The sequence below is a fragment of the Arthrobacter echini genome, from assembly GCF_004803505.1.
GTDB classification, from domain to species: Bacteria; Actinomycetota; Actinomycetes; order Actinomycetales; family Micrococcaceae; genus Arthrobacter_D; species Arthrobacter_D echini.
Genome location: NZ_SSWH01000003.1, coordinates 303,486 through 324,406, shown reverse-complemented (window position 1 = coordinate 324,406; position 20,921 = coordinate 303,486). Strand labels below are relative to the sequence as shown.

The following is a 20,921-nucleotide window of genomic DNA, read 5'->3' as shown; positions in this document are numbered from 1 at the left end:
CCCAACACCGGCAAGAACCGGCTCCGCGGCCCCACCTACCAGACCACCATCAGCATCAACATCCTCCCCGACCCAAGTCCTTGACAACCCCACCCACCGCCTAACTACACGGCATTGACTCTAGCCGGGAGTGCACACGCGGCCCGTCGAGCGCCGTGACGGTAGCACCGGAGGCATCGGTCAGGTCGGTGGCAGCGCGTACTATATGGGCGTGTCAACGGACGGGTGGCTGCGGCAGATCGAGCATGCGGAGTGCCATATCCTCCACATCGACATGGATGCGTTCTTCGTCTCCGTCGAGCTGCTCGAACGCCCCGAGCTGCGCGGGGTGCCGGTCGTGGTCGGATCCACCTCCGGGCGTTCCGTGGTCCTGTCCGCCTCCTACGAGGCCCGCCGCTTCGGCGTCCGTTCGGCCATGCCCATGTCCATCGCCCTGCGCCGATGCCCCGGCGCCGTGATCCTGCCGCCGCACCAGCACCGGTACGCGGAGGTCTCCGCCGAGGTGATGCGTATCTTCCGCTCCGTCACTCCCGAGGTCGAGAAGCTCAGCGTCGACGAGGCCTTCCTGGACGTCGCGGGCTCCATGAGGCGCCTCGGCGGTCCTCGGGAGATCGGGGAGCAGGTCCGGGCGCAGATCCAGGCGACGCTCGGCATGACCGCGAGCGTCGGGGCCGCCACCACGAAGTTCGTGGCCAAGATCGCGTCGACGCGGGCCAAACCGGACGGGCTCCTGCTGATCCCCGGCGACCGGACAGTCGCCTATCTGCACACCCTGCCGGTGTCCGCGCTGTGGGGCGTGGGGGCGAAGACGCAGGAGGTCCTGGCCGGGATCGGCATCCGGACGGTCGAGGACGTGGCCCGTACTCCTGTCCCGACGCTCAGGAGATTGCTGGGAGCCTCCGGCGAGCACGTCCATCACCTGGCGTGGGGTCGCGATCCGCGCGGTGTCGTGGTGGCGCGTCAGGAGAAGAGCATCGGGGCAGAGGAGACCTTTTCCCACGACGTCGCCGACTCCGCCGTGCTGCACAAGGAACTGCTGCGTCTGGCGCACCGCACCGCGACCAGACTGCGTTCGTCCGGGTACCGTGCCGGCGGGATGGCACTGAAGCTCCGCTACGCGGATTTCTCCACACTCACCCGCTCGCGGAGGTTCGACGAACCGGTCGACAGCGCGCATGCACTCCACGGGGCGGCCACGGGCCTGCTCGAATCCCTCGGCGACAGGCCGATGGCCGTCCGCCTGATCGGCCTTCGGGCGGAATCCCTCGAGGTCGGCGGCGACGGATCCACGCAGCTGACGATCGACCGGCGTGACGAGAACTGGAGGCTCGCAGAACGTGCCCTGGACGAGGTGAACAGGAAGTTCGGTGAGGCCGGTGTGAAGCCTGCAGGTCTTCTCCCCACGAAGACGAAGACGAAGACGAAGACGAAGACCGGTGCACGGACACCGGGAACCGGCGACGGGGAACGCAGCAGGACTGCATTGTGACTTTGCACCACCCACGTAGCAAACTAGTCTTGAACCAGGCAAATCCGCGCTCGCCCTGAGCGCAGCCGGATCGCCCGAGAGCACGTGTTCCAGGAGCCCCCCACCGGGAACGCTGGTCGTGTTCGGAGCGTTGATGTATTGAAGAACGTTGGCACCCATACCAAGGAGGCGGCCATGGCACTCTCGGACCACGAGCAGAGGTTGCTCGACCAGCTCGAACAGCAGTTGCATGCCGACGATCCCAAGTTCGCGCACTCGATGGCATCGGACACCCGCAAGACGATGTCCACCCGGCGCCTGGTGATCGGATCGCTCATCACCATCGGGGGAATCCTCGTGCTGCTGTCGGGCATCATCTACCAGCTGATCATCCTGGGTGTGGCAGGATTCCTCATCATGGGGGCCGGGGTCTACTTCGCCACGACGAGGTCGAAGCAGGTGGAGGTCACGGCGCCCGCAGGAAAGCCGTCAAAGGCCACCTCGGGGGGCAAGAGCGGTTTCATGTCGGGGCTGGAGGACAAGTGGGACGAGCGGAAGCGGGACCAGAGCTGACGCCGAGCCCCTGCGGTATCCGAGCAGAGAAGAACCCGCCACGGCGGGTTCTTTTTTTGTGCCCGCTGCACGCGCCCGGTGGCGGCCCGGCAGACTCTCCGGGGGGCGACCTGCGTTGACCGTGGAGAGTTGTGGAGTAATGTGGAGCACATAAGAGCGGTTCGGCAGGGGGCCGGATCGGCGGACTCGGAAACAGGCGGTCAGGAGTGTTCCTTGGAACCCACACACCACGCCTTGACGAGAAGGGCAGGCTCATTCTTCCGGCCAGGTTCCGAGAGGAACTCAGCGGGGGACTGGTGCTCACCAGGGGACAGGAGCGCTGCATCTACGTGTTCAGCATGAACGAGTTCGAGAAGGTCCACGAGCAGATGCGGGCGGCACCGATCTCCTCACGCCAGGCGAGGGACTACAACCGGGTCTTCCTGTCCGGTGCTTCCGACGAGGTGCCGGACAAGCAGGGCAGGATCACCATCCCACCGGTGCTGCGGGCCTACGCAGGCGTGGATCGTGACCTGGCCGTCATCGGCGCGGGCAACCGTGCGGAGATCTGGGCGGCGGACGCCTGGGACTCCTACCTGCAGGAGCAGGAGACGGCCTTCTCCGAGACGGACGAGGACGTCTTCCCCGGGATCACCTGAGGAGGGCTCGGCATAGAACCGGGCAGAGCATCTCTTGGCTGAGATCTCCAGCCGCCGGAGACGATCCCCGACCTGACTCCACTTCCCCGGAGCCAGGCAGGGAATCATCCGGCCGGATGGGGATCCGGGTCAAGAGCGGCCGGAACCATGCCTGCACCTGCAGGTGAACGACGATGTAGCAACACCACAGGCACGAGCCGCAGGAGGGTGGCGTATGGAGGAACACCGGTCCGTCGACGACCGGCACATCCCGGTCCTCCGCGACCGTTGTGTCACCCTCCTGGGCTCTTCCGTCGCCGCCGCCGAGGCACTCGGTCGACGCGCCGTCGTCGTCGATGCAACCCTCGGGATCGGCGGCCATGCCGAAGCCGTCCTCGAGCGGTTCCCGCACGTGCATCTGGTCGGCATCGACCGTGACACCGAAGCGCTCGGTCTCGCCGCGGAAAGACTGGTTCGGTTCAGTGACCGCACCGATCTCGTACACGCCGTCTACGACGAGCTGCCCGCCGTCATCGCGGACCTCGGCATCGACGGCGTCGAGGGCGTCCTGTTCGACCTGGGAGTCTCCTCCCTCCAGCTCGACGAGCGCGAACGCGGATTCGCCTACTCCTACGACGCCCCCCTGGACATGCGCATGGACACGAGCGGGGGAATGACTGCCGCGGATGTCGTCAACACCTACCCCGCGGGGGAGCTCCTGCGGGTCATCCGCTCCTGGGGTGAGGAGAAGTTCGCCGGGCGCATCTCCACGGCGATCGTCGAGGCCAGGGACACCCGGCCGTTGCGCACCACGGCCGAACTCGTCGACGTGATCCGCGCCGTCGTGCCGGCGGGGGCCGCCCGCACCGGGGGACATCCGGCCAAACGGACCTTCCAGGCCCTTCGCATCGAGGTCAACGAGGAGTTGCCGGTCCTGGAGCGGGCGATACCCGCGGCGGTCGACGCGATCAGGCTCGGAGGCCGGGTCGTCGCGATGTCCTACCACTCGCTGGAGGACCGCATCGTCAAGAGCGCCTTCACGGCGGGCACGAGATCCTCGGCTCCCGTCGGATTCCCCGTGGAACTCGAGCAGCACAGGGCCTACCTCCGCTCGCTGACCCGGGGAACGGAAACGCCGACACCGGCGGAGATCGAGGAGAACCCGCGGGCGGCGTCCGCCAGACTGCGGGCAGTGGAACGTATCGAACCAGGACCAGCCGACAGGACCACCACATGAGCCAGGCAGTGACCGTTGACAAGCGACATGGCACTGCTGCCTTCTCCGGCAGCGGGGCCCTCGCCGTCGAGCCCGGCCGGCTGACCGGGATCGCTGCCGACGTCGGAGCCCCCGAGCGGACCCGGACCCCACTGACCGTCGTGCCCGCCCGCTCCGTCCGCCGCAGGCTGCCCCTGGCGGTGTTCCTCCTGGCACTGCTGGCCGGCGCACTGGCGACAGTGCTCATGCTGAACATCTCCGTCTCCGGGACCCAGTACGAACTCGTTCGGCTCCGCAACGAGCAGGTCGCCCTGACCCAGCAGAACGAAGCGCTGGTACTCGAGATCCAGACGCGGCAGGCGCCCCAGAATCTCGCCGCGAGGGCCGCGAAGCTGGGAATGGTCCCCTCACCGAGCTTCGGCACCATCGACCTGGAGTCGAAGCGGGTGACCGGGGTGCCGGAGCCCGCCGTCGAGGGCAGCGAGCCGGGCGTCCTCATCGCACCACCCAATCTCACCGGCACACCTGCCCCTGCCGCCCCGGAAGAGGACGCGGGCGAGGAGTCCGCAGCCGCTGAGGACTCGCGGTGACCCCAGCACGGACCGGCAGCCCCGACAGCCTCCGGCTCGCCCTCGGCTCGGCCCGGCTCCGCGCGGGGCTCGCCTTCGTCCTCGTCCTGCTCATGGTGCTCGGGGTCCGGCTGTTCCAGGTGCAGGCGCTGGACCTGGACGGGATGGCCCAGGCAGGCCTGTCCAAACGACTGACGACGACCGCGGTGCCGCCGGTCCGCGGTTCCATCGTGGACATGAACGGCAAGGACTTCGCCCGGAGCGTCGAGCGCTTCGACATCGTGGTCGACCAGCAGCTGAGCGCCGTCGACGAGTTCCGTCGCTGGAACGAGGCCACCGAGGAGTGGGAGGTGATCCCCATGAAGCAGGGTCTCGCCGAACTCGCGGAGGTCCTCGACATGGAGCAGGACACACTGCGCGCGGCGGTCCTGGGGGACAAGACCTTCAACTTCGTCCTCAGGTCGGTCACCCCTGACATGAAGAACAGGGCACTCGACGTGCGCGTCCCGGGCGTCTATGCCGACCCGACGAGTCTGCGCACCTATCCTGCCGGGCCGGTCGGCGGGTCGATCATCGGCTACGTCTCGGCCGACGGCAAGCCGCGCGAGGGCCTCGAGTACGCCCTGAACGACGCGCTGACGGGGACGGCGGGAAGCCGCACCTTCGAGATCGGCGGGGACGGGATCCGCATCCCCTACGCGACCAACGAGGACATCCCCGCTGAGAACGGGCAGGACGTCCGGCTCACGATCGACCAGGACCTGCAGTGGTTCGCCCAGCAGACCATCGCCTCCCAGGTCGAGGAGTACGACGCCGAGTGGGGCAACATCGTGGTGGTGGAGGTGGACACCGGCAACATCCGCGCCATGGCCGAGTCCACCACGCCGGATCCGAACGATCCCGGGGCGACACCCCCGGAGCAGCGCCGTCCCAATTCGGTCAGCGCGTCCTTCGAGCCGGGCTCCACCACCAAGGTGATCACGCTGGCCGCAGCTCTCGAGGAGGGACTGATCACGCCGGCCTCGGAGTTCGAGCTGGACAACCGCTACACGGTCGGGGACCAGACCTTCAAGGACTCCACGGACCACGGGAAGGAGAAGCGCACCGCAGCGGGCGTGCTGGCCAAGTCCATGAACACCGGAACCGTCCAGATCGGTGAGAAGCTCACCAAGCAGGAGCGGTACGAGTGGTTGAAGAAGTTCGGGATCGGGGAGCCGCTGGGTACCGGCCTGACCGAGGAGAACCAGGGGCTGCTGCCCACTCCGGACACGTGGGACGACCGCCAGCAGTACACCGTTCTGTTCGGGCAGGGGCTCACCCAGACGGCGCTGCACACGGCCATGGTGTACCAGACCATCGCCAACGACGGCGTGCGCCTGGCCCCGCGACTCATCGACGCGTACGTGGACCCCGACGGCACCGAGCACGTGGTGCCGCAGGCCGAGGGGACGCCGGTGGTCTCGGCGGAGACCGCCGCGCAGATGCGCACGATGCTCGAGACCGTCACCGAGGAGGGCTCGGGCAAGTCCGGGGAGCTCGAACAGTACCGGGTGGGCTCGAAGACCGGTACCGCGGAGGCCCCGAGCGAGTCGGGAGGATACGACGGCTACACTCTGTCCTACGTGGGCATCGCCCCGATCGAGGAACCGGAGTACGTCGTCGTGGTCACCCTGCAGCGACCCCAGGGAGACCTGTACTACCTGATCCCGGGCCTGTCCTTCCAGAAGGTGATGCAGCAGGTCCTCACCGCCAACAACGTTCCGGCGTCGACGACAAGGCCGGACATCTACCCGGTCGACTACTGATCCGGAGACCGGGGCACCGTGCAATCGAACACTGGGCAGGACAGCGCTGCTTCCCTGCTGCGACCCACCGGCGTCCAGCCGATCCCGCTCGCGAGCGCCCTCGGGAGGATCGGCCTGGCGGGTTCGGGGATCCGTGCCGATCTTCCCCTGGTCAGCGGCATCACACTGGACTCCCGATCCGTGCAGCACGGTGACGTCTACGCCGCACTGCAGGGCGGTACCCGGCACGGCGCCGACTTCGCGGCCGCGGCCGTCCGGTCGGGGGCCGTCGCGATCCTCACCGACGAGGCCGGGGCCGAGCTCTACGCGCAGGCACCTGCAGCCGCCGGCTCCGACGTGCCCGTCGTCGTCGTGCCCGATCCGCGGCGTGCCGTGGGACCGCTGGCGGGGGTGATCTTCGGGACGACGGACCGGGACGGAGCGGCGCCGGCACTGTTCGGTGTGACAGGAACCAACGGCAAGACGACCACGACCTACTTCCTCGACGCCCTGCTCGAAGCACTCGGGCGCTCGACCGGTCTGATCGGGACCATCGAGATCCGGGCCGGGCGCGAGGCGATCCCGAGTGCCCTGACCACGCCGGAGTCGCCGCAGGTGCATTCGCTCCTGGCACTCATGCACGAGCGCGGTATCGACGCCGCGTCCATGGAGGTGTCCTCGCACGCCCTGGAGTTCGGACGCGTCGACGGCGTCCGCTTCGAGGTCGCGGGCTTCACCAACCTCACGCAGGACCATCTCGATCTGCACGGCACCATGGAGGACTACTTCGCGGCCAAGGCGACCCTGTTCACCCCTGAGCGGTGCCGCCGGGCCGTCGTCCTCGTCGATGATCCCTGGGGCCGGCGGCTGGCCGCAGCGGCGGAGGTCCCGGTGCTGCGGCTGCGGACGGAGCCCGCGGACGAGGGGGACGACGTCGCCGACTGGACGGTCGCCGACGTCGAACCCAGCGGACTGGGGCACTCCTTCGCCCTCGTGGGGGTCTCCGGAGAGCGACTGGTGCTGCGCTGCGGACTGCCGGGTGGGTTCAACGTCTCCAACGCTGCCCTCGCGACGATCATGGTGCTGGCCTCCGGCGTGCGGCTCGACGAGCTCCAGCACGCTCTCGACAGGCACGACCCCTTCACCACGGAGGTCCCGGGCCGCATGCAGCTCGTCGGCGAGGAGCCGGCGTCGATCGTGGATTTCGCCCATAATCCGGACGCTCTCGAGCGCACTCTCGCCTCCGTGCGCAGACCCGGCGGACGGGTGATCTCGGTCTTCGGGGCGACCGGTCAGCGCGACGAGTCCAAGCGGGCGGTCATGGGCGCTGTGGGGGCGCGCCTGTCCGACATCCTGATCGTGACCGACGACGATCCGCACGACGAGGACGATGCCGTGATCCGCCGGGCCGTTCGGCAGGGAGCTGAGGCGGCCGTGCAGGAGGAGGAGCTCGCCTGCGAGGTGCTGGAGATCTTCCCCCGCGGCGCCGCCATCGACCGGGCGGTGGCTCGGGCCACGCCAGCTGACACCGTGATCGTCGCCGGTCGCGGGCACGAGGTGTGGCAGGAGGTCAGGGGAGTCGATGTTCCCCTCGACGACCGCGTCGAACTGCGCGCCGCGTTGACACGGTACGGATTCTCTGTGCTTTCCGCGCCGCGGATAGAATCCTGAATCGTCATGATTGAATTCAGCGCAGCCGAGATCGCGGCTCTCACGGGCGGCATCCTCATCGGCGACGATCCGGGGCGGGAAATCACTGTCACCTCCGCCGCCGTCGATTCGCGTGAGAGCGCTCCCGGTGGCCTGTTCATCGCCAAACCCGGCGCGGAATCGGACGGGCACCTGTTCGTCGGGGCGGCCTTCGGGCGTGGCGCTGTCCTGGCGCTGGCCGAGCGGGAGGTCACCGGCGAGGACCAGGCGGTGTTCCCCTCGGTCGTCGTACCGGACGTGGTCCTCGCGATGGGCGCCCTCGCAGCCGAGACGGTGCGCCGGTTGCGTGCCCGCGGCGACCTGACCGTCATCGGCATCACCGGCTCGGCCGGGAAGACCACCACGAAGGACCTCCTCGCGGGTATCCTCGGGCCGATCGGTCCCACGGTTGCGCCCCGAGGGTCGTACAACGGCGAGGTGGGTGTGCCCCTGACGGTGTTCGACGCCGGGTGGGACACGCGCTACCTCGTCATCGAGATGGGCGCCACCGAACCCGGCAACATCGCCTACCTCGCCTCCCTGGTGCACCCGGACGTCGGCGTGGTCCTCGGGGTCGGCTCGGCCCACGTGGGTGAGTTCGGAGGCGTCGAGAACATCACGCGGACGAAGGGCGAGCTTCTCGAGGCTCTGCCAGCGACGGGCATCGCGGTCATCAACGCGGACGACGAGCGGGTCCTCGGCATGCGCGGGCGCACACTCGCCCGACAGGTCTTCTTCACCTCCTCGGCCGACTTCCGTGCGGACGGCGACGTCCTGCTGGCCCGTGACGGTACGACCACGGCCGAGGGCAACCCGGCGTTCACGCTTCTCTTCCCGGACGGCAGCGAACACGACGTCGTGTCCCCGCTGCTCGGGCTCCACCACATCACGAATCTGCTGGCGGCCGCTGCGATCGCCTATGAAGTGGGCTGCACGCCCGAGCACATCGCGGTATCCCTGCGGAGCCTCGCGGCTGCGAGTCGGTGGCGCATGGAACGCACCGATCGCGCCGACGGGGTCACGGTGATCAACGACGCCTACAACGCCAATCCGGAGTCGATGCGGGCCGCCCTCCGGACCCTCGCCGAGCTCGGACGCAGCCGCCACCGATCCTGGGCCGTGCTCGGCGAGATGCTCGAGCTCGGGGACCGGTCCATCGAGGAGCACGACCTCCTCGGACGGGTGGTCGTGCGACTGAACATCTCCAAGCTGATCTGCGTGGGGCCGAACACCCGTGCACTGTTCAACGGAGCCGTCCTCGAGGGCTCATGGGGGAGCGAGGCCGTCCACGTGGAGGACGCGGAGGCCGCCGAGCGGATCCTGGACGCCGAACTCGAGCCCGGGGACATCGTCCTGTTCAAGTCCTCGAACGGTGCGGGACTGCGCTTCCTCGGCGACCGGATCGCCGGCTCGTCGAAGGCCGCCGGCAGCCCGGCCCATCCGGCGGACACTCCAGGAAGGGCCCACCAGCCGTGATCGCACTCCTCGTGGGCTCCGCCGCCGCGCTCCTGTTCGCGTTCGTCGGCACACCCCTGTTCATCAGGCTCCTCGTCAAGCGGGCGTACGGACAGTTCATCCGCGACGACGGACCGACCGCCCACCACACCAAACGCGGCACGCCCACCATGGGCGGAGCCGTCATCATGGGCTCGGTGCTGCTGGCGTACTTCCTGACGCACCTGCTCATGATGGCTCTTGGCTCGCCCGTGGGCGGACCGAGCGCCTCGGGTCTGCTGCTGCTGTTCCTCGCCACGGGCATGGGACTGGTCGGCTTCGCCGACGACTTCACCAAGATCTCCAAGCAGCGCAGTCTCGGCCTGAGCGCCCCGGCCAAGATCGCGGGACAGACCCTCGTCGGGGTGATCTTCGGGGTGCTCGCCCTGCAGTTCCCGGACGAGAAAGGCCGTACTCCGGCCTCGACCGCGATCTCCTTCATCCGGGACACCCCGCTCGACCTGGCCTTCGCCGGAACGGTCCTCGGGGCCATCCTGTTCGTCATCTGGTCGAACCTGATCATCACCGGGGCGAGCAACGGCGTGAATCTCGCCGACGGGCTCGACGGCCTCGCCGCCGGGGCATCCATCCTCGTCTTCGGGGCGTACCTGCTGATCGGCATCTGGCAGGGCAACCAGAGCTGCGGCTCACCCGGCGCGGGAAGCGTCTGCTACGAGGTGCGCGACCCACTGGATCTGGCGCTCGTGGCCGGCGCCATGTGCGGGGCCCTGGTGGGCTTCCTCTGGTACAACACGTCGCCGGCCCGGATCTTCATGGGCGACACCGGGTCCCTGGCCCTCGGAGGGGCGATCGCCGGGTTCGCGATCCTCTCGCGCACCGAACTGCTCCTGGTCATCCTGGCCGGACTGTTCGTGATGATCACCCTCTCGGTCATCATCCAGGTGGGCTACTTCAAGCTCTCGGGGGGCAAGCGCGTGTTCAAGATGGCGCCCCTCCAGCACCACTTCGAGCTCAAGGGCTGGGCCGAGGTCACGGTCGTGGTCCGGTTCTGGATCCTGGCAGGGCTCTTCGTCGCGGTGGCACTGGGTATCTTCTACGCGGAATGGGTTGTGGGATGAACGAATCGGAGCAGGACGCGGCGACCGGGTCCACGGATCGGGCGCACGGGACGGACCGCCTGGACGAGCTCGTGAGCTGGGACGCCGACTGGGCGGGCCTGCGCGTCGTCGTCGCCGGGATCGGAGCCTCCGGTTTCTCGGCGGCGGACACGCTGATCGAGCTCGGAGCGGCCGTCGTCGTGGTGGATGCGCAGGTCGACGACGAGAACGAGGCCAAGGCCGACACGCTGCGGATCGTCGGCGCCCGGGAGGTCCTGCTCGGGGCCGAGTACGCCACCACCCTCCCCCTGGTGGACGGCGAGCCGGCCGAGCTCGTGGTCACCTCCCCGGGCTGGCGTCCCACCCAGCCGCTCCTCGCGGAAGCCGCGGCCGCCCACATACCGATCTGGGGCGATGTGGAACTGGCCTGGCGGGTACGGATCCGCCAGGGGCGCCCGACCGCCGAGTGGCTGACCATCACGGGGACCAACGGGAAGACCACCACCGTGGGCCTGACCGAGTCCATGCTGCTGGCAGCGGGTACGCGTGCCATCGCCGCCGGCAACGTCGGCACGCCCATCCTCGATGTGATCCGCGACCCGCAGGGCTACGACTTCATCGCGGTGGAACTGTCCAGTTTCCAGCTGCACTGGTCCCATTCGATCTCCCCGCTCGCCAGCGTCTGCCTCAACGTCGCCGAGGACCACGTGGACTGGCACGGCAGCTACGGGGCCTACCTCGCGGCCAAGGCTCTCGTGTACGAGCGCACCAGGATCGCATGCGTCTACAACGTGGAGCAGCGCGAGACCGAGGCGATGGTCGAGCAGGCCGAGGTGATCGAGGGCTGCAGGGCCATCGGCTTCACCACCGGAATGCCCTCGATCAGCATGCTCGGCGTCGTCGAGGACCTGCTGGTCGACCGCGCCTTCATCGCCCAGCGCAAGGACTCGGCGGTGGAGCTGGCTGCTGTCGCCGACCTCGGGACGGTGGTACCGCGCCACCTCGTCGCCGATGCACTCGCCGCCGCCGCACTGGTGCGCGCCGCAGGCATCGACACCACTGCCGTGCGCGCGGGCATCCGCGCCTTCAGGCCCGGCGATCACCGCATCCAGGTGGTGGGCGACGAGGACGGCGTACTGTGGATCGACGACTCCAAGGCCACCAATCCCCACGCAGCAGCCGCGTCCTTGGCGTCCTTCGAATCGGTCGTGTGGATCGCAGGCGGTCTGTCCAAGGGGGTCTCCTACGACGAGCTCGTCCGGGAGCACGCAGGCCGGCTCCGCGCCGTCGTGCTCCTCGGCGAGGACCCGGGTCCACTGCAGGGCGCCCTGGCCCGGCACGCTCCGGGTGTTCCGGTCTCCCGCCACCCGGGCAGCGACGACCAGGATCATGACGGCACGGCGGCGGACGCGCCGACGGCAGAGCTCCTCATGCAGTGGGCTGTTGCCGAGGCGGCGCGCCTGGCGCGGGAGGGCGACACGGTGCTGATGGCGCCGGCCGCGGCGTCGATGGACCAGTTCTCCTCCTACGCGCATCGCGGGGCCGCCTTCACGGCAGCCGTCGCAGCGCGCAGGGCACGGGCGACGACGGCGGAGGAGTCGTGACGGCCGGCAAGGGTGCGCACCCCGTAGGCCGGGCCGGTGATGCCCGGGGTGCCGGAGCCGCGATCAGGCGGGGGTGGTCACTGCTCGAGGGCGTGGGCCGGGCGCCGACGGGCTCGAGCTACTACCTGATCCTCGGCGCCGTCCTCGCGCTGACCGCGATCGGCCTGCTCATGGTTCTCTCCGCCTCGTCCGTGGAGGCGATCTCCGTGGGGACCGAGAACGGGGACGACAGATTCGGACTCTTCCTCAAGCAGTGCATCTGGGCCGCTGCCGGCCTGGTCCTGATGCTGGTGCTCTCCCGGCTCGGTCCGCTCGCCTACAAGAAGCTGGCGTGGCCCGGACTGGGCATCGCCGTCGTGCTGCTGCTCCTGGTGCTCGTGATCGGTGAGGACATCAACGGCAACAGGAACTGGATCAGGATCGGCTCCCAGACCTTCCAGCCCTCCGAGCCGACGAAGCTCGCGCTCGCGCTCTGGTTCGCGACCGTGCTCGAGAGGAAGAAGGCCCTCATCAGGGACTGGCGCCATGCCCTGATCCCGGCAGTGCCCATCGGCGGCCTGCCCATCGGCCTGGTGCTGCTCGGCGGAGACCTGGGGACCGGGCTGGTCCTCATGATGATCGCCGGCGCGGCGCTGTTCTTCGCGGGGGCGCCGATGAAGCTCTTCGTCCTCACCGGGGCCGCTGCGCTTCTCGGATCGGTGCTCATGGTGGTGGCCAGCCCGAACCGCGGAGGGCGCATCCGCGCCTGGCTCGGCCTGAACTGCGACAACGGCGCCGATCTGTGCATGCAGTCCGACAGCGGACTCTTCGCCATGGCCTCCGGCGGCTGGTTCGGTGTCGGCATCGGGCAGAGCCGCCAGAAGTGGAACTGGATCCCCGAGGCGCACAACGACTTCATCTTCGCCATCATCGGCGAGGAGTTCGGGCTCCTCGGCACGGTCGTCGTGGTGGCCCTGTTCGGCATCCTCGCGGTCGCCACCATCAGGGTCGCGCTGCGCTACACGGATCCGTTCGTCCGGATCCTGATGGGATCGATCCTCGTCTGGCTGATCGGCCAGGCCTTCGTCAACATCGGCATGGTGACCGGCCTGCTGCCCGTGATCGGCGTGCCGTTGCCCTTCATCTCCTACGGCGGCTCCGCGCTGACCTTCACGCTCGCGGCGGTCGGGGTACTCCTGTCCTTCGCCCGGAAGACGCCGTACGCCCTGGGTCCGGAGGACCCGCCGGACCCAGGCACGAAGGACCGCACCCCGGTCGGCATGACAGCCGGCCGTACCGGCGCCGGTGCGCGGGACGGTGTCCGCTGATGGCGCCCACCCCGTCCACCGACGGCGCGGTGTCGGTCGTCCTCGCCGGCGGCGGTACCGCGGGCCACGTCAGCCCGCTGCTGGCCATCGCGCACGCGATCGTCGAGCAGCGCCCCGGCGCCCGTATCACCGCCATCGGGACCCGGACCGGGATGGAGACGCGTCTCGTTCCGGCGGCCGGCTTCGAGCTGCGCACCATCGACCGTGTGCCGTTGCCGCGGCGCCCCTCCCTCGATCTGCTGAAGCTGCCCGCCCGGTTCGTCCGGGCCGTGCGGCAGGCGCGGCGGATCGTCCTCGACACGCGTGCCGACGTCGTCGTCGGCGTCGGCGGGTACGTCTCCGCGCCGGCCTATCTGGCGGCCCGGTCGGCACGCGTACCCGTGGTCATCCACGAGGCCAACGCGCGGCCGGGCATCGCCAACCGGGCCGGAGCCCGTATCGCGGCCCGCGTCGCGGTCGCCTTCGAGGGAACGAAGCTCCCGGGCGCCGTGCCGGTCGGGATGCCCATGCGGCGCGGCATCGCCGCTCTCGACCGCACGGCGGAGCGTACCAGCGCCAGGACGAGCCTCGGTCTCGACCCGGACCGAGCCACGCTCATCGTGACGGGCGGCTCCTCCGGTGCCGCGAGCATGAACCGCTCCCTGGGCGCGGCCGTCCCCGGCCTCGTCGCAGCAGGCGTGCAGGTCCTCCACATCACCGGCCGCGGCAAGCAGGTACCGGGTCCGGACGGCACGCCGCTCGCCCTCCCCGGCTATCACCAGGTCGAGTTCGTCGACGGCATGGAGCGGGTGTACGCGGCAGCCGATCTCCTACTGGCACGCGCCGGTGCCGCAACCGTCAGTGAAGTCAGCGTCGTCGGGCTCCCCGCGGTCCTCGTACCACTGCCCCACGGCAATGGCGAACAGCGGTTCAACGCCGCCGGACTCGTCCGCAGCGGTGGTGCGGTCCTCATCGAGGACCGCGAGTTCACCCCCGCGTGGATCCGCGATCAGATCCTGCCGCTGGTGACCGACCCTGCACGGCTCGAGGCGATGTCGCGGGCGGCCTACGCCCTCGGAGTGCGTGACGCGGACCGGCGCATGGCGGAGCTCATCCTCTCTGCAGCAGGGGACAGGACACAGTGAAAGGCCCGGACACCGCAATGAACAGCCCGTCGAACACCGCCATGAACGGCCCTGCACCCGCGCTCGAGGCAGGACTGAAGGAACCCGTGCACTTCATCGGGCTGGGGGGAGCGGGGATGTCCGCCGTGGCCCGGGTACTGCTGGGTCAGGGGCTGCAGGTCTCCGGCTCCGATGCAGCGGAATCGAAGGGCCTGCGGGCGCTGGCCGCGCTCGGCGCCGTCGTGCACGTGGGGCACACGGCCGACATCGTGCCCGCGGACGGGACCGTCGTGGTCTCCTCCGCCATCCGCGGGACGAACCCCGAGCTGATCGAGGCGCGGCGACGTGGGCTGCCCGTGCTCCACCGTTCCGAGGCACTCGCCGCAGCGATGCACGGGCAGCAGGCGGTCGCCGTCGCGGGAACGCACGGCAAGACCACCACGACGGCGATGCTCACCGTGCTGCTGCGCGAGGCCGGCCTCGCCCCGTCCTTCGCGATCGGCGGTGACGTGGCTGCGCTCGGGGTCAACGCGGAGTGGACCGGGGGGGAGGTGTTCGTGGCCGAGGCCGACGAGTCCGACGGGTCGTTCCTGAACTACTCGCCGCGCGTCGCCGTCGTGACGAACGCCGAGGCGGACCATCTGGACCATTACGGCAGCGCCGACGCGGTCCACGCCGCGTTCCGGGACTTCGCCGACCGCGTGGCCGAGGACGGACTCCTGGTGGCCTGCGCGGACGATCCCGGGGCCGCGGGCCTCGCCGGAGGTCTCCCGGACCCGCGCCGCGTACGCACCTACGGCTATGCGGACACCGCCGACATCAGGATCAGCGCTACACGGGACGTGGGGAGCACCACCAACAGCATGCTCTCCTTCAGCATCGACGGTCTCGACGCGCAACAGGAGCTCCAGCTCGGTGTGCCGGGCCGGTACAACATCCTCAATGCCACGGCAGCGTTCGCCGTCGCGCTCGAACTCGGGGTGGACCCGGCGGTCGCCGCGACCGGACTGGCGCTGTTCTCCGGTGCGGCACGCCGCTTCGAGGCGCGCGGCGAGGCGGACGGGGTGCGCGTGTTCGACGACTATGCGCACCATCCGACCGAGGTGCGCGCCGCCCTGACCGCCGCCGGGACCGTCGCGGGGGGCCATCGCGTCCACGTCCTGTTCCAGCCTCATCTGTTCTCCCGGACGCAGGAGTTCGCCGCAGGGTTCGCTGCCGCACTGGCGTTGGCGGACACCGTGACCGTGCTGCCCGTCTACGCGGCCCGGGAGGATCCGGTCGAGGACGTCGGCGGCTGGACCATCACGGAGCTCATGGCCGATGCGACCGGCACGGAGGTGTCCTACGTCGAGGACCCGGACCAGGCCCTGCGCTCGGTGGTCGCCGCCACGCGCGAGGGCGACATCATCCTCACGGTCGGCGCCGGCGATGTCACCCGCTACGGCGCGGAGCTCGTGACGCTGCTCGGAGAACGCGCCCTGAACCGCAGGGGTGGTCGGGCTGCCACCGGGGCCGGCCGGTGAGCCCGGGAGGACTGCCCGGACCGGTGAAGCTGCCGTTCGTCCGGAGGAACCGCACCGGCGGTGCACCGGATGCCGGATCGCGGGGATCGACCGTCGTCGACTTCCCGGGGCCCAAACGCTCGCCTCGCTCCCGGAGGATCCTCCTGTCCCTCGTCGCGGTCCTCGTGGTTCTCGGTGGGGTGGTGGCGTTCGCCGTCTTCTCCCCGGCGCTCGCCCTGCGGACGATCGTGGTCGAGGGACAGTCGCTGACCACCACCGCCGAGATCGACGAGGCGCTCGCGCCACTGGTCGGTACGTCGCTGACGCGGATCTCCACGGAGGACGTCCGAGCCCTGCTGGCGGACAAGACGCCCATCGAGGACGTCGGCATCGCCGCGGAGCCGCCCTCGACGCTCGTGGTGATGATCACCGAGCGCAGACCCGTCGCCGTCCTCGAGCAGGGCTCCGACGTCATCCTCATCGACTCCCAGGGACGTCACCTGGCCAGCGTCCCCGACCGCGACGGGATCGACCTGCCGCTGATCGACGGTGGGACGGAAGCCGTCAACTCGCAGGTGTTCTCCTCCATCGCCGCTGTTCTGGCCGAACTGCCGGACTCGGTGCTCTCCAGACTCACCAGCGCGTCCGCCGGAACGATCGACTCGATCCGGCTGACCCTGGAGGGAGATCAGGTGATCTTCTGGGGCAGCTCGGAGCGCAACGCGCAGAAGGCGCGCGTCGTCGAGGCCCTGCTGTCGGTGCGGGAGCCGGATCAGCCCGTGGGGGAGTTCGACGTCAGTTCCCCGGACCGGCCGGTGACCCGGTAGGAACCCATGGACAGAGCGGGTCAGGCAGGCCGGGTCGGGCAGGACAGGCGCAGGGAGAAGGACACGCGGGAGCCGAATATTGCATCACGGCGTCCGCACGCATAGCGTCGAGCATAGAAATTACTTGACATAACGTTAACTTTCAACCTGAACGTTAACGTTTCACGGGGCAGAGGGGTGCCGGACGACGGCACACCGAACAGCAGACAGATTCGAACAAGGGACACAGGACGTGGCAGCACCTCAGAATTACTTGGCCGTCATCAAGGTCGTCGGCATCGGCGGCGGCGGCGTCAATGCCGTCAACCGGATGATCGACGTGGGCCTCCGCGGCGTGGAGTTCATCGCCATCAACACCGATGCCCAGGCGCTGCTGATGAGTGATGCCGACGTCAAGCTCGACGTCGGACGCGAACTCACCCGCGGGCTCGGTGCCGGAGCGGATCCCGAGGTGGGCCGGCGCGCCGCCGAGGACCACGCCGAGGAGATCGAGGAGGTCATGCGCGGGGCCGACATGGTCTTCGTGACGGCTGGTGAGGGCGGTGGTACCGGTACGGGCGGTGCCCCCGTCGTCGCTCGCATCGCCCGCTCGCTCGGAGCCCTCACCATCGGCGTCGTCACCCGCCCGTTCACCTTCGAGGGACGCCGGCGCTCGAACCAGGCCGAGAGCGGCATCGACACCCTCCGCGAGGAGGTCGACACCCTCATCGTGATCCCGAACGACCGCCTGCTCTCGATCAGCGACCGCAACGTGTCGATGCTGGACGCCTTCCGCTCCGCCGATCAGGTTCTGCTCTCCGGTGTCCAGGGCATCACGGACCTCATCACCACGCCCGGTCTGATCAACCTCGACTTCGCGGACGTCAAGTCCGTCATGCAGGGCGCGGGGTCGGCGCTCATGGGTATCGGTTCCGCGCGCGGAGAGGATCGGGCGGTCAAGGCCGCCGAGCTCGCCATCGCCTCCCCGCTGCTCGAGGCGTCCATCGACGGCGCCCACGGCGTGCTGCTGTCCATCCAGGGCGGCTCCGACCTCGGCCTCTTCGAGATCAACGAGGCTGCACGCCTCGTGCAGGAAGTGGCCCACCCGGAGGCGAACATCATCTTCGGTGCGGTCATCGACGACGCGCTCGGTGACGAGGCGCGGGTGACGGTCATCGCCGCAGGATTCGACCAGGTGGATGTCACGTCCCAGCCGGCTGCGGCACCCGTTCCCTCGTCGAGACCCGCCGTGGCGCCGAGCGTCGGCGCGGATCCGCAGCGCTCAGCGGCCTCCGCCGGGATCGGATCCTGGTCCGCGCAGCGGTCGGGCCAGCGACCGGTTCCCGCCGACTCGGGCTTCGACGTCGATCTTCCCGCGATCGTGGAGCCGGATCTCTCCACCGGGCGCTCGGACGATCTCGACGTGCCCGACTTCCTCAAGTAGTCCATGCCTACCGCCACTGCCAGCGTCACAGGCCTCTCCACCGGAGACCCGAGCTCCCCGTTCCACTGGATGCGGGAGGTCCGTCCCGGTCTGCGCGTCGCCTTCACCTCGCGTCCGGCCGGTAACCTGGCGCTGCACGTGGGCGGTGACGCCGAGGGTGTCCGGCGTCGGCGGAGCCGGCTCGAGGAGTCGATGGGGATCCCTGCCGGTTCCCTGCGCTTCATGAGTCAGACGCATTCGGACCGGGTGACGGTGCTCGGCGATGGGCGAGGCGCCGATGCTGCGGTGGCCGGTGCTCCGGACGCGGACGGGATGATCTCACCCACGGGAACTGATCCGCTGGCCGTGCTCGTCGCGGACTGCGTGCCCGTCGTGCTGGCCGACGAATCCGTCGCGGACGGCGGAACGGGGGCGACCGCCGTCGTCCACGCCGGCCGCGCCGGTGTGGCCAACGGGATCGTCGAGCGCGCGGTGGACCTCCTGCGCCGCAGGGGCGCCCGGCGGCTGTCCGCCTGGATCGGCCCGTCCGTATGCGGCTCCTGCTACGAGGTTCCCGAGGACATGATGCGTGAGCTCGCGCTGGCCCTTCCCGAGACGGCGGCGCGGACCAGGACGGGCACGCCCGCCCTCGACCTGCCGGCCGGTGTCCGCCGACAGCTCGGGCGGACGGCCGTGCAGGTGGAGTCCGTACCCGAGGCCGAGGCGTGGTGCACGGTGGAGAACACCGCCCTGTACTCGCACCGGCGTGAGCCCGGAGCCGGTCGGCTCGCCGGGCTCGTCTGGCGAACATGATCGATCCCGGGGCGCAGGAGGGTCCGGCGGTCTCGGATGCACGTGCGCGGGAGCTCGCGGCACGCCTCCAGCACGTCCGGGAGCGCATCTCCTCGGCAACCGCTGCCGCCGGTCGGACGCGACCGACGCTGATCGTGGTCACCAAGTACTTCCCCGTGTCCGACATCCGGATCCTGCACGGTCTCGGCGTACACGATGTCGGGGAGAACCGGGATCAGGAAGCGTCCGGCAAGGCAGCGGAACTGGGCGATCTCCTCACCTGGCACTTCATCGGTCAACTGCAGACCAACAAGGCTCGATCCGTGGTCCGCTACGCCGCTGCGGTGCACTCGGTCGATCGCCTGTCGCTGGTCCGGGCGCTGGGAAAGGCCGTCGCGGCGGAGCAGGAGGGGCGAGCGGCCTCGGGTGCCGTGCCCCGGGCGGACCTGGAATGCTTCCTCCAGTTCGATCTCGATCCCGAGGCGTCCGACGGCGGCAGGGGCGGGGCCCTTCCGGGCGAGGCCCTCGCTCTCGCCGAGGCGCTCATGGGTACCCCGGGGCTCCGGCTCGCCGGGGTCATGGCGGTGGCGCCGCTGGGGATCCCGCCCTCGGAGGCGTTCGGGAACCTCGCCTCGATCTCCGGGACCGTCCGCTCCGTGGACCCCACGGCGACGGGAATCTCGGCGGGCATGAGCGGCGATCTCGAGGAGGCCGTCGAGGCCGGGGCGACACACCTCAGGATCGGTTCCGACGTCCTCGGCCCGCGTCCGGAGGTCAGGTAGCGTCTGATCCGGACCAGGGTGATCAGGTACAGCTGAGGGTTCGGATCGCCCAGTATGCTCGGACCTCGAATCCACCGGGCCCTCGGGTTCACGGAGCCCGCCCGTCCACACCACCTCTCAGTCCATACAGTTACGACAGGAGCCACCATGGCCGGCGCACTGCGCAAGACGATGATCTACCTCGGCCTCGCCGACGGTGACGAGCAGTACGACCCCGAAGCGAGCACCCAGCACGGCAGGAACGAGGACCCAGTGGATCACGATCGCGACGAACGCCGTTTCGAGCCCGCACCCGGTGCCACGCGCATAGCGTCCGTCGAGGAGTACCGTGCGCCCGTCACACCGATCAGGCGTGCTCCGTCCTCCCGCGAGGACTCCACGAGCCTGCGCCAGATCACCACGATCCACCCCCGCTCCTACAATGACGCGAAGCTCATCGGAGAGAGCTTCAGGGACCAGATCCCGGTCATCATGAACGTCACGGACATGGCGGAGGCCGATGCCAAGCGCCTCGTGGACTTCTCGGCCGGTCTCGTCTTCGGCCTGCACGGCAGCATAGAACGAGTCACCAATAAGGTGTTCCTGCTCTCGCCGTCGTATATTGAAGTTCTCGGCGAAGACCTGAAGGCAAGCGAAGGACAGACCAGCTTCTTCAACCAGAGCTGAGCCCCGTGGCCCTCGAGGTCGCGTCCTATACCGAAGGCCCGAAGGACTGGAACTGCTCTGTGAGTTTGGTATTCGCACTGATCTACCTCGTACTGATGCTGTTCCAGCTCGCCCTGATCCTGCGCATCATCTACGACGCCGTACAGAGTTTCGCGCGCGACTGGCGGCCCCGCAAGCTCGCCCTCGTCCTCGCCTCCGGGGTGTACTCGGTGACCGATCCACCGATCAGGGCACTGCGGCGGCTGATCCCGCCGCTGCGTCTGGGCGGGGTCCAGCTCGACCTGGCCTTCCTGGTCCTGTTCATCCTCGTCGTGATCCTGATGTCCGTCTCGGCCCGGCTCGCGACCTAGCATCCTGACCCGTTTCATGATGCAGTTTCAGAAGATATACGCTGATCCACAGCCCGGTACGGCCCATCCGGTCGCGCCCATGAACCGATATCGCAGCAGCGTGCGCTCCCTCGGGCGG

At 69.3% G+C, this 20,921-nt stretch carries 19 protein-coding genes; all 19 read left to right on the top strand.

Annotated features, from left to right (window positions below):
* Positions 1–211: 211 nt before the first annotated feature.
* Complete coding sequence (gene dinB / locus E8P82_RS05550; RefSeq protein WP_425455997.1) at positions 212–1,489, top strand: DNA polymerase IV; 1,278 nt, start codon at positions 212–214, stop codon at positions 1,487–1,489.
* 174 nt (positions 1,490–1,663) lie between these two features.
* Positions 1,664–2,041 carry a DUF3040 domain-containing protein gene (locus E8P82_RS05545; protein WP_136453490.1) on the top strand — a complete coding sequence of 126 codons (378 nt, stop codon included), beginning with the start codon at positions 1,664–1,666 and terminating at the stop codon, positions 2,039–2,041.
* Between the two features lie 206 nt (positions 2,042–2,247).
* The gene (gene mraZ, locus E8P82_RS05540; RefSeq protein WP_136453489.1) at positions 2,248–2,679 is read left to right on the top strand and encodes a division/cell wall cluster transcriptional repressor MraZ; all 432 of its coding nucleotides are present in this window, start codon (positions 2,248–2,250) and stop codon (positions 2,677–2,679) included.
* A 214-nt stretch (positions 2,680–2,893) separates the two neighbouring features.
* Positions 2,894–3,895 carry a 16S rRNA (cytosine(1402)-N(4))-methyltransferase RsmH gene (gene rsmH, locus E8P82_RS05535; RefSeq protein ID WP_136453488.1) on the top strand — a complete coding sequence of 334 codons (1,002 nt, stop codon included), beginning with the start codon at positions 2,894–2,896 and terminating at the stop codon, positions 3,893–3,895.
* Positions 3,892–4,464 carry a cell division protein FtsL gene (gene ftsL, locus E8P82_RS05530; RefSeq protein ID WP_136453487.1) on the top strand — a complete coding sequence of 191 codons (573 nt, stop codon included), beginning with the start codon at positions 3,892–3,894 and terminating at the stop codon, positions 4,462–4,464. Before rsmH ends, ftsL begins: the two co-directional genes overlap by 4 nt.
* Positions 4,461–6,248, top strand: a complete 1,788-nt coding sequence (locus tag E8P82_RS05525; RefSeq protein ID WP_246020977.1) for a peptidoglycan D,D-transpeptidase FtsI family protein — start codon at positions 4,461–4,463, stop codon at positions 6,246–6,248. The genes ftsL and E8P82_RS05525 overlap by 4 nt, the downstream gene beginning before the upstream one ends.
* Before the next feature lie 18 nt (positions 6,249–6,266).
* Complete coding sequence (locus E8P82_RS05520; protein WP_246020976.1) at positions 6,267–7,898, top strand: UDP-N-acetylmuramoyl-L-alanyl-D-glutamate--2,6-diaminopimelate ligase; 1,632 nt, start codon at positions 6,267–6,269, stop codon at positions 7,896–7,898.
* A gap of 6 nt (positions 7,899–7,904) precedes the next feature.
* A complete protein-coding gene (locus E8P82_RS05515) occupies positions 7,905–9,392 on the top strand; it encodes a UDP-N-acetylmuramoyl-tripeptide--D-alanyl-D-alanine ligase (RefSeq protein ID WP_136453486.1) in 1,488 nt (495 codons plus the stop codon).
* Positions 9,389–10,489 carry a phospho-N-acetylmuramoyl-pentapeptide-transferase gene (gene mraY / locus E8P82_RS05510; RefSeq protein ID WP_136453485.1) on the top strand — a complete coding sequence of 367 codons (1,101 nt, stop codon included), beginning with the start codon at positions 9,389–9,391 and terminating at the stop codon, positions 10,487–10,489. Before E8P82_RS05515 ends, mraY begins: the two co-directional genes overlap by 4 nt.
* Positions 10,486–12,072, top strand: a complete 1,587-nt coding sequence (gene murD / locus E8P82_RS05505; RefSeq protein WP_136453484.1) for a UDP-N-acetylmuramoyl-L-alanine--D-glutamate ligase — start codon at positions 10,486–10,488, stop codon at positions 12,070–12,072. The genes mraY and murD overlap by 4 nt, the downstream gene beginning before the upstream one ends.
* The gene (gene ftsW, locus E8P82_RS05500; RefSeq protein WP_136453483.1) at positions 12,069–13,379 is read left to right on the top strand and encodes a putative lipid II flippase FtsW; all 1,311 of its coding nucleotides are present in this window, start codon (positions 12,069–12,071) and stop codon (positions 13,377–13,379) included. The genes murD and ftsW overlap by 4 nt, the downstream gene beginning before the upstream one ends.
* Positions 13,379–14,503, top strand: coding sequence for an undecaprenyldiphospho-muramoylpentapeptide beta-N-acetylglucosaminyltransferase (murG, locus tag E8P82_RS05495; protein WP_136453482.1), 1,125 nt, complete (start codon positions 13,379–13,381; stop codon positions 14,501–14,503). The genes ftsW and murG overlap by 1 nt, the downstream gene beginning before the upstream one ends.
* Positions 14,504–14,544: 41 nt before the next feature.
* A complete protein-coding gene (gene murC / locus E8P82_RS05490; RefSeq protein ID WP_136453522.1) occupies positions 14,545–16,005 on the top strand; it encodes a UDP-N-acetylmuramate--L-alanine ligase in 1,461 nt (486 codons plus the stop codon).
* A gap of 23 nt (positions 16,006–16,028) precedes the next feature.
* Positions 16,029–16,811, top strand: coding sequence for a cell division protein FtsQ/DivIB (locus E8P82_RS05485; protein ID WP_168796494.1), 783 nt, complete (start codon positions 16,029–16,031; stop codon positions 16,809–16,811).
* 232 nt (positions 16,812–17,043) lie between these two features.
* Positions 17,044–18,234, top strand: a complete 1,191-nt coding sequence (gene ftsZ, locus E8P82_RS05480; protein WP_136453480.1) for a cell division protein FtsZ — start codon at positions 17,044–17,046, stop codon at positions 18,232–18,234.
* 3 nt (positions 18,235–18,237) lie between these two features.
* Entirely contained in the window at positions 18,238–19,026 is a 789-nt protein-coding gene (locus tag E8P82_RS05475) for a purine nucleoside phosphorylase YfiH/LACC1 family protein (protein ID WP_246020974.1), read from the top strand.
* Complete coding sequence (locus E8P82_RS05470) at positions 19,023–19,787, top strand: YggS family pyridoxal phosphate-dependent enzyme (protein WP_136453479.1); 765 nt, start codon at positions 19,023–19,025, stop codon at positions 19,785–19,787. The genes E8P82_RS05475 and E8P82_RS05470 overlap by 4 nt, the downstream gene beginning before the upstream one ends.
* Before the next feature lie 147 nt (positions 19,788–19,934).
* Positions 19,935–20,453: a cell division protein SepF gene (locus E8P82_RS05465; protein WP_136453478.1), complete on the top strand. Its 519-nt coding sequence runs from the start codon at positions 19,935–19,937 to the stop codon at positions 20,451–20,453.
* 59 nt (positions 20,454–20,512) lie between these two features.
* Complete coding sequence (locus tag E8P82_RS05460) at positions 20,513–20,803, top strand: YggT family protein (protein ID WP_136453477.1); 291 nt, start codon at positions 20,513–20,515, stop codon at positions 20,801–20,803.
* Positions 20,804–20,921: the final 118 nt, after the last annotated feature.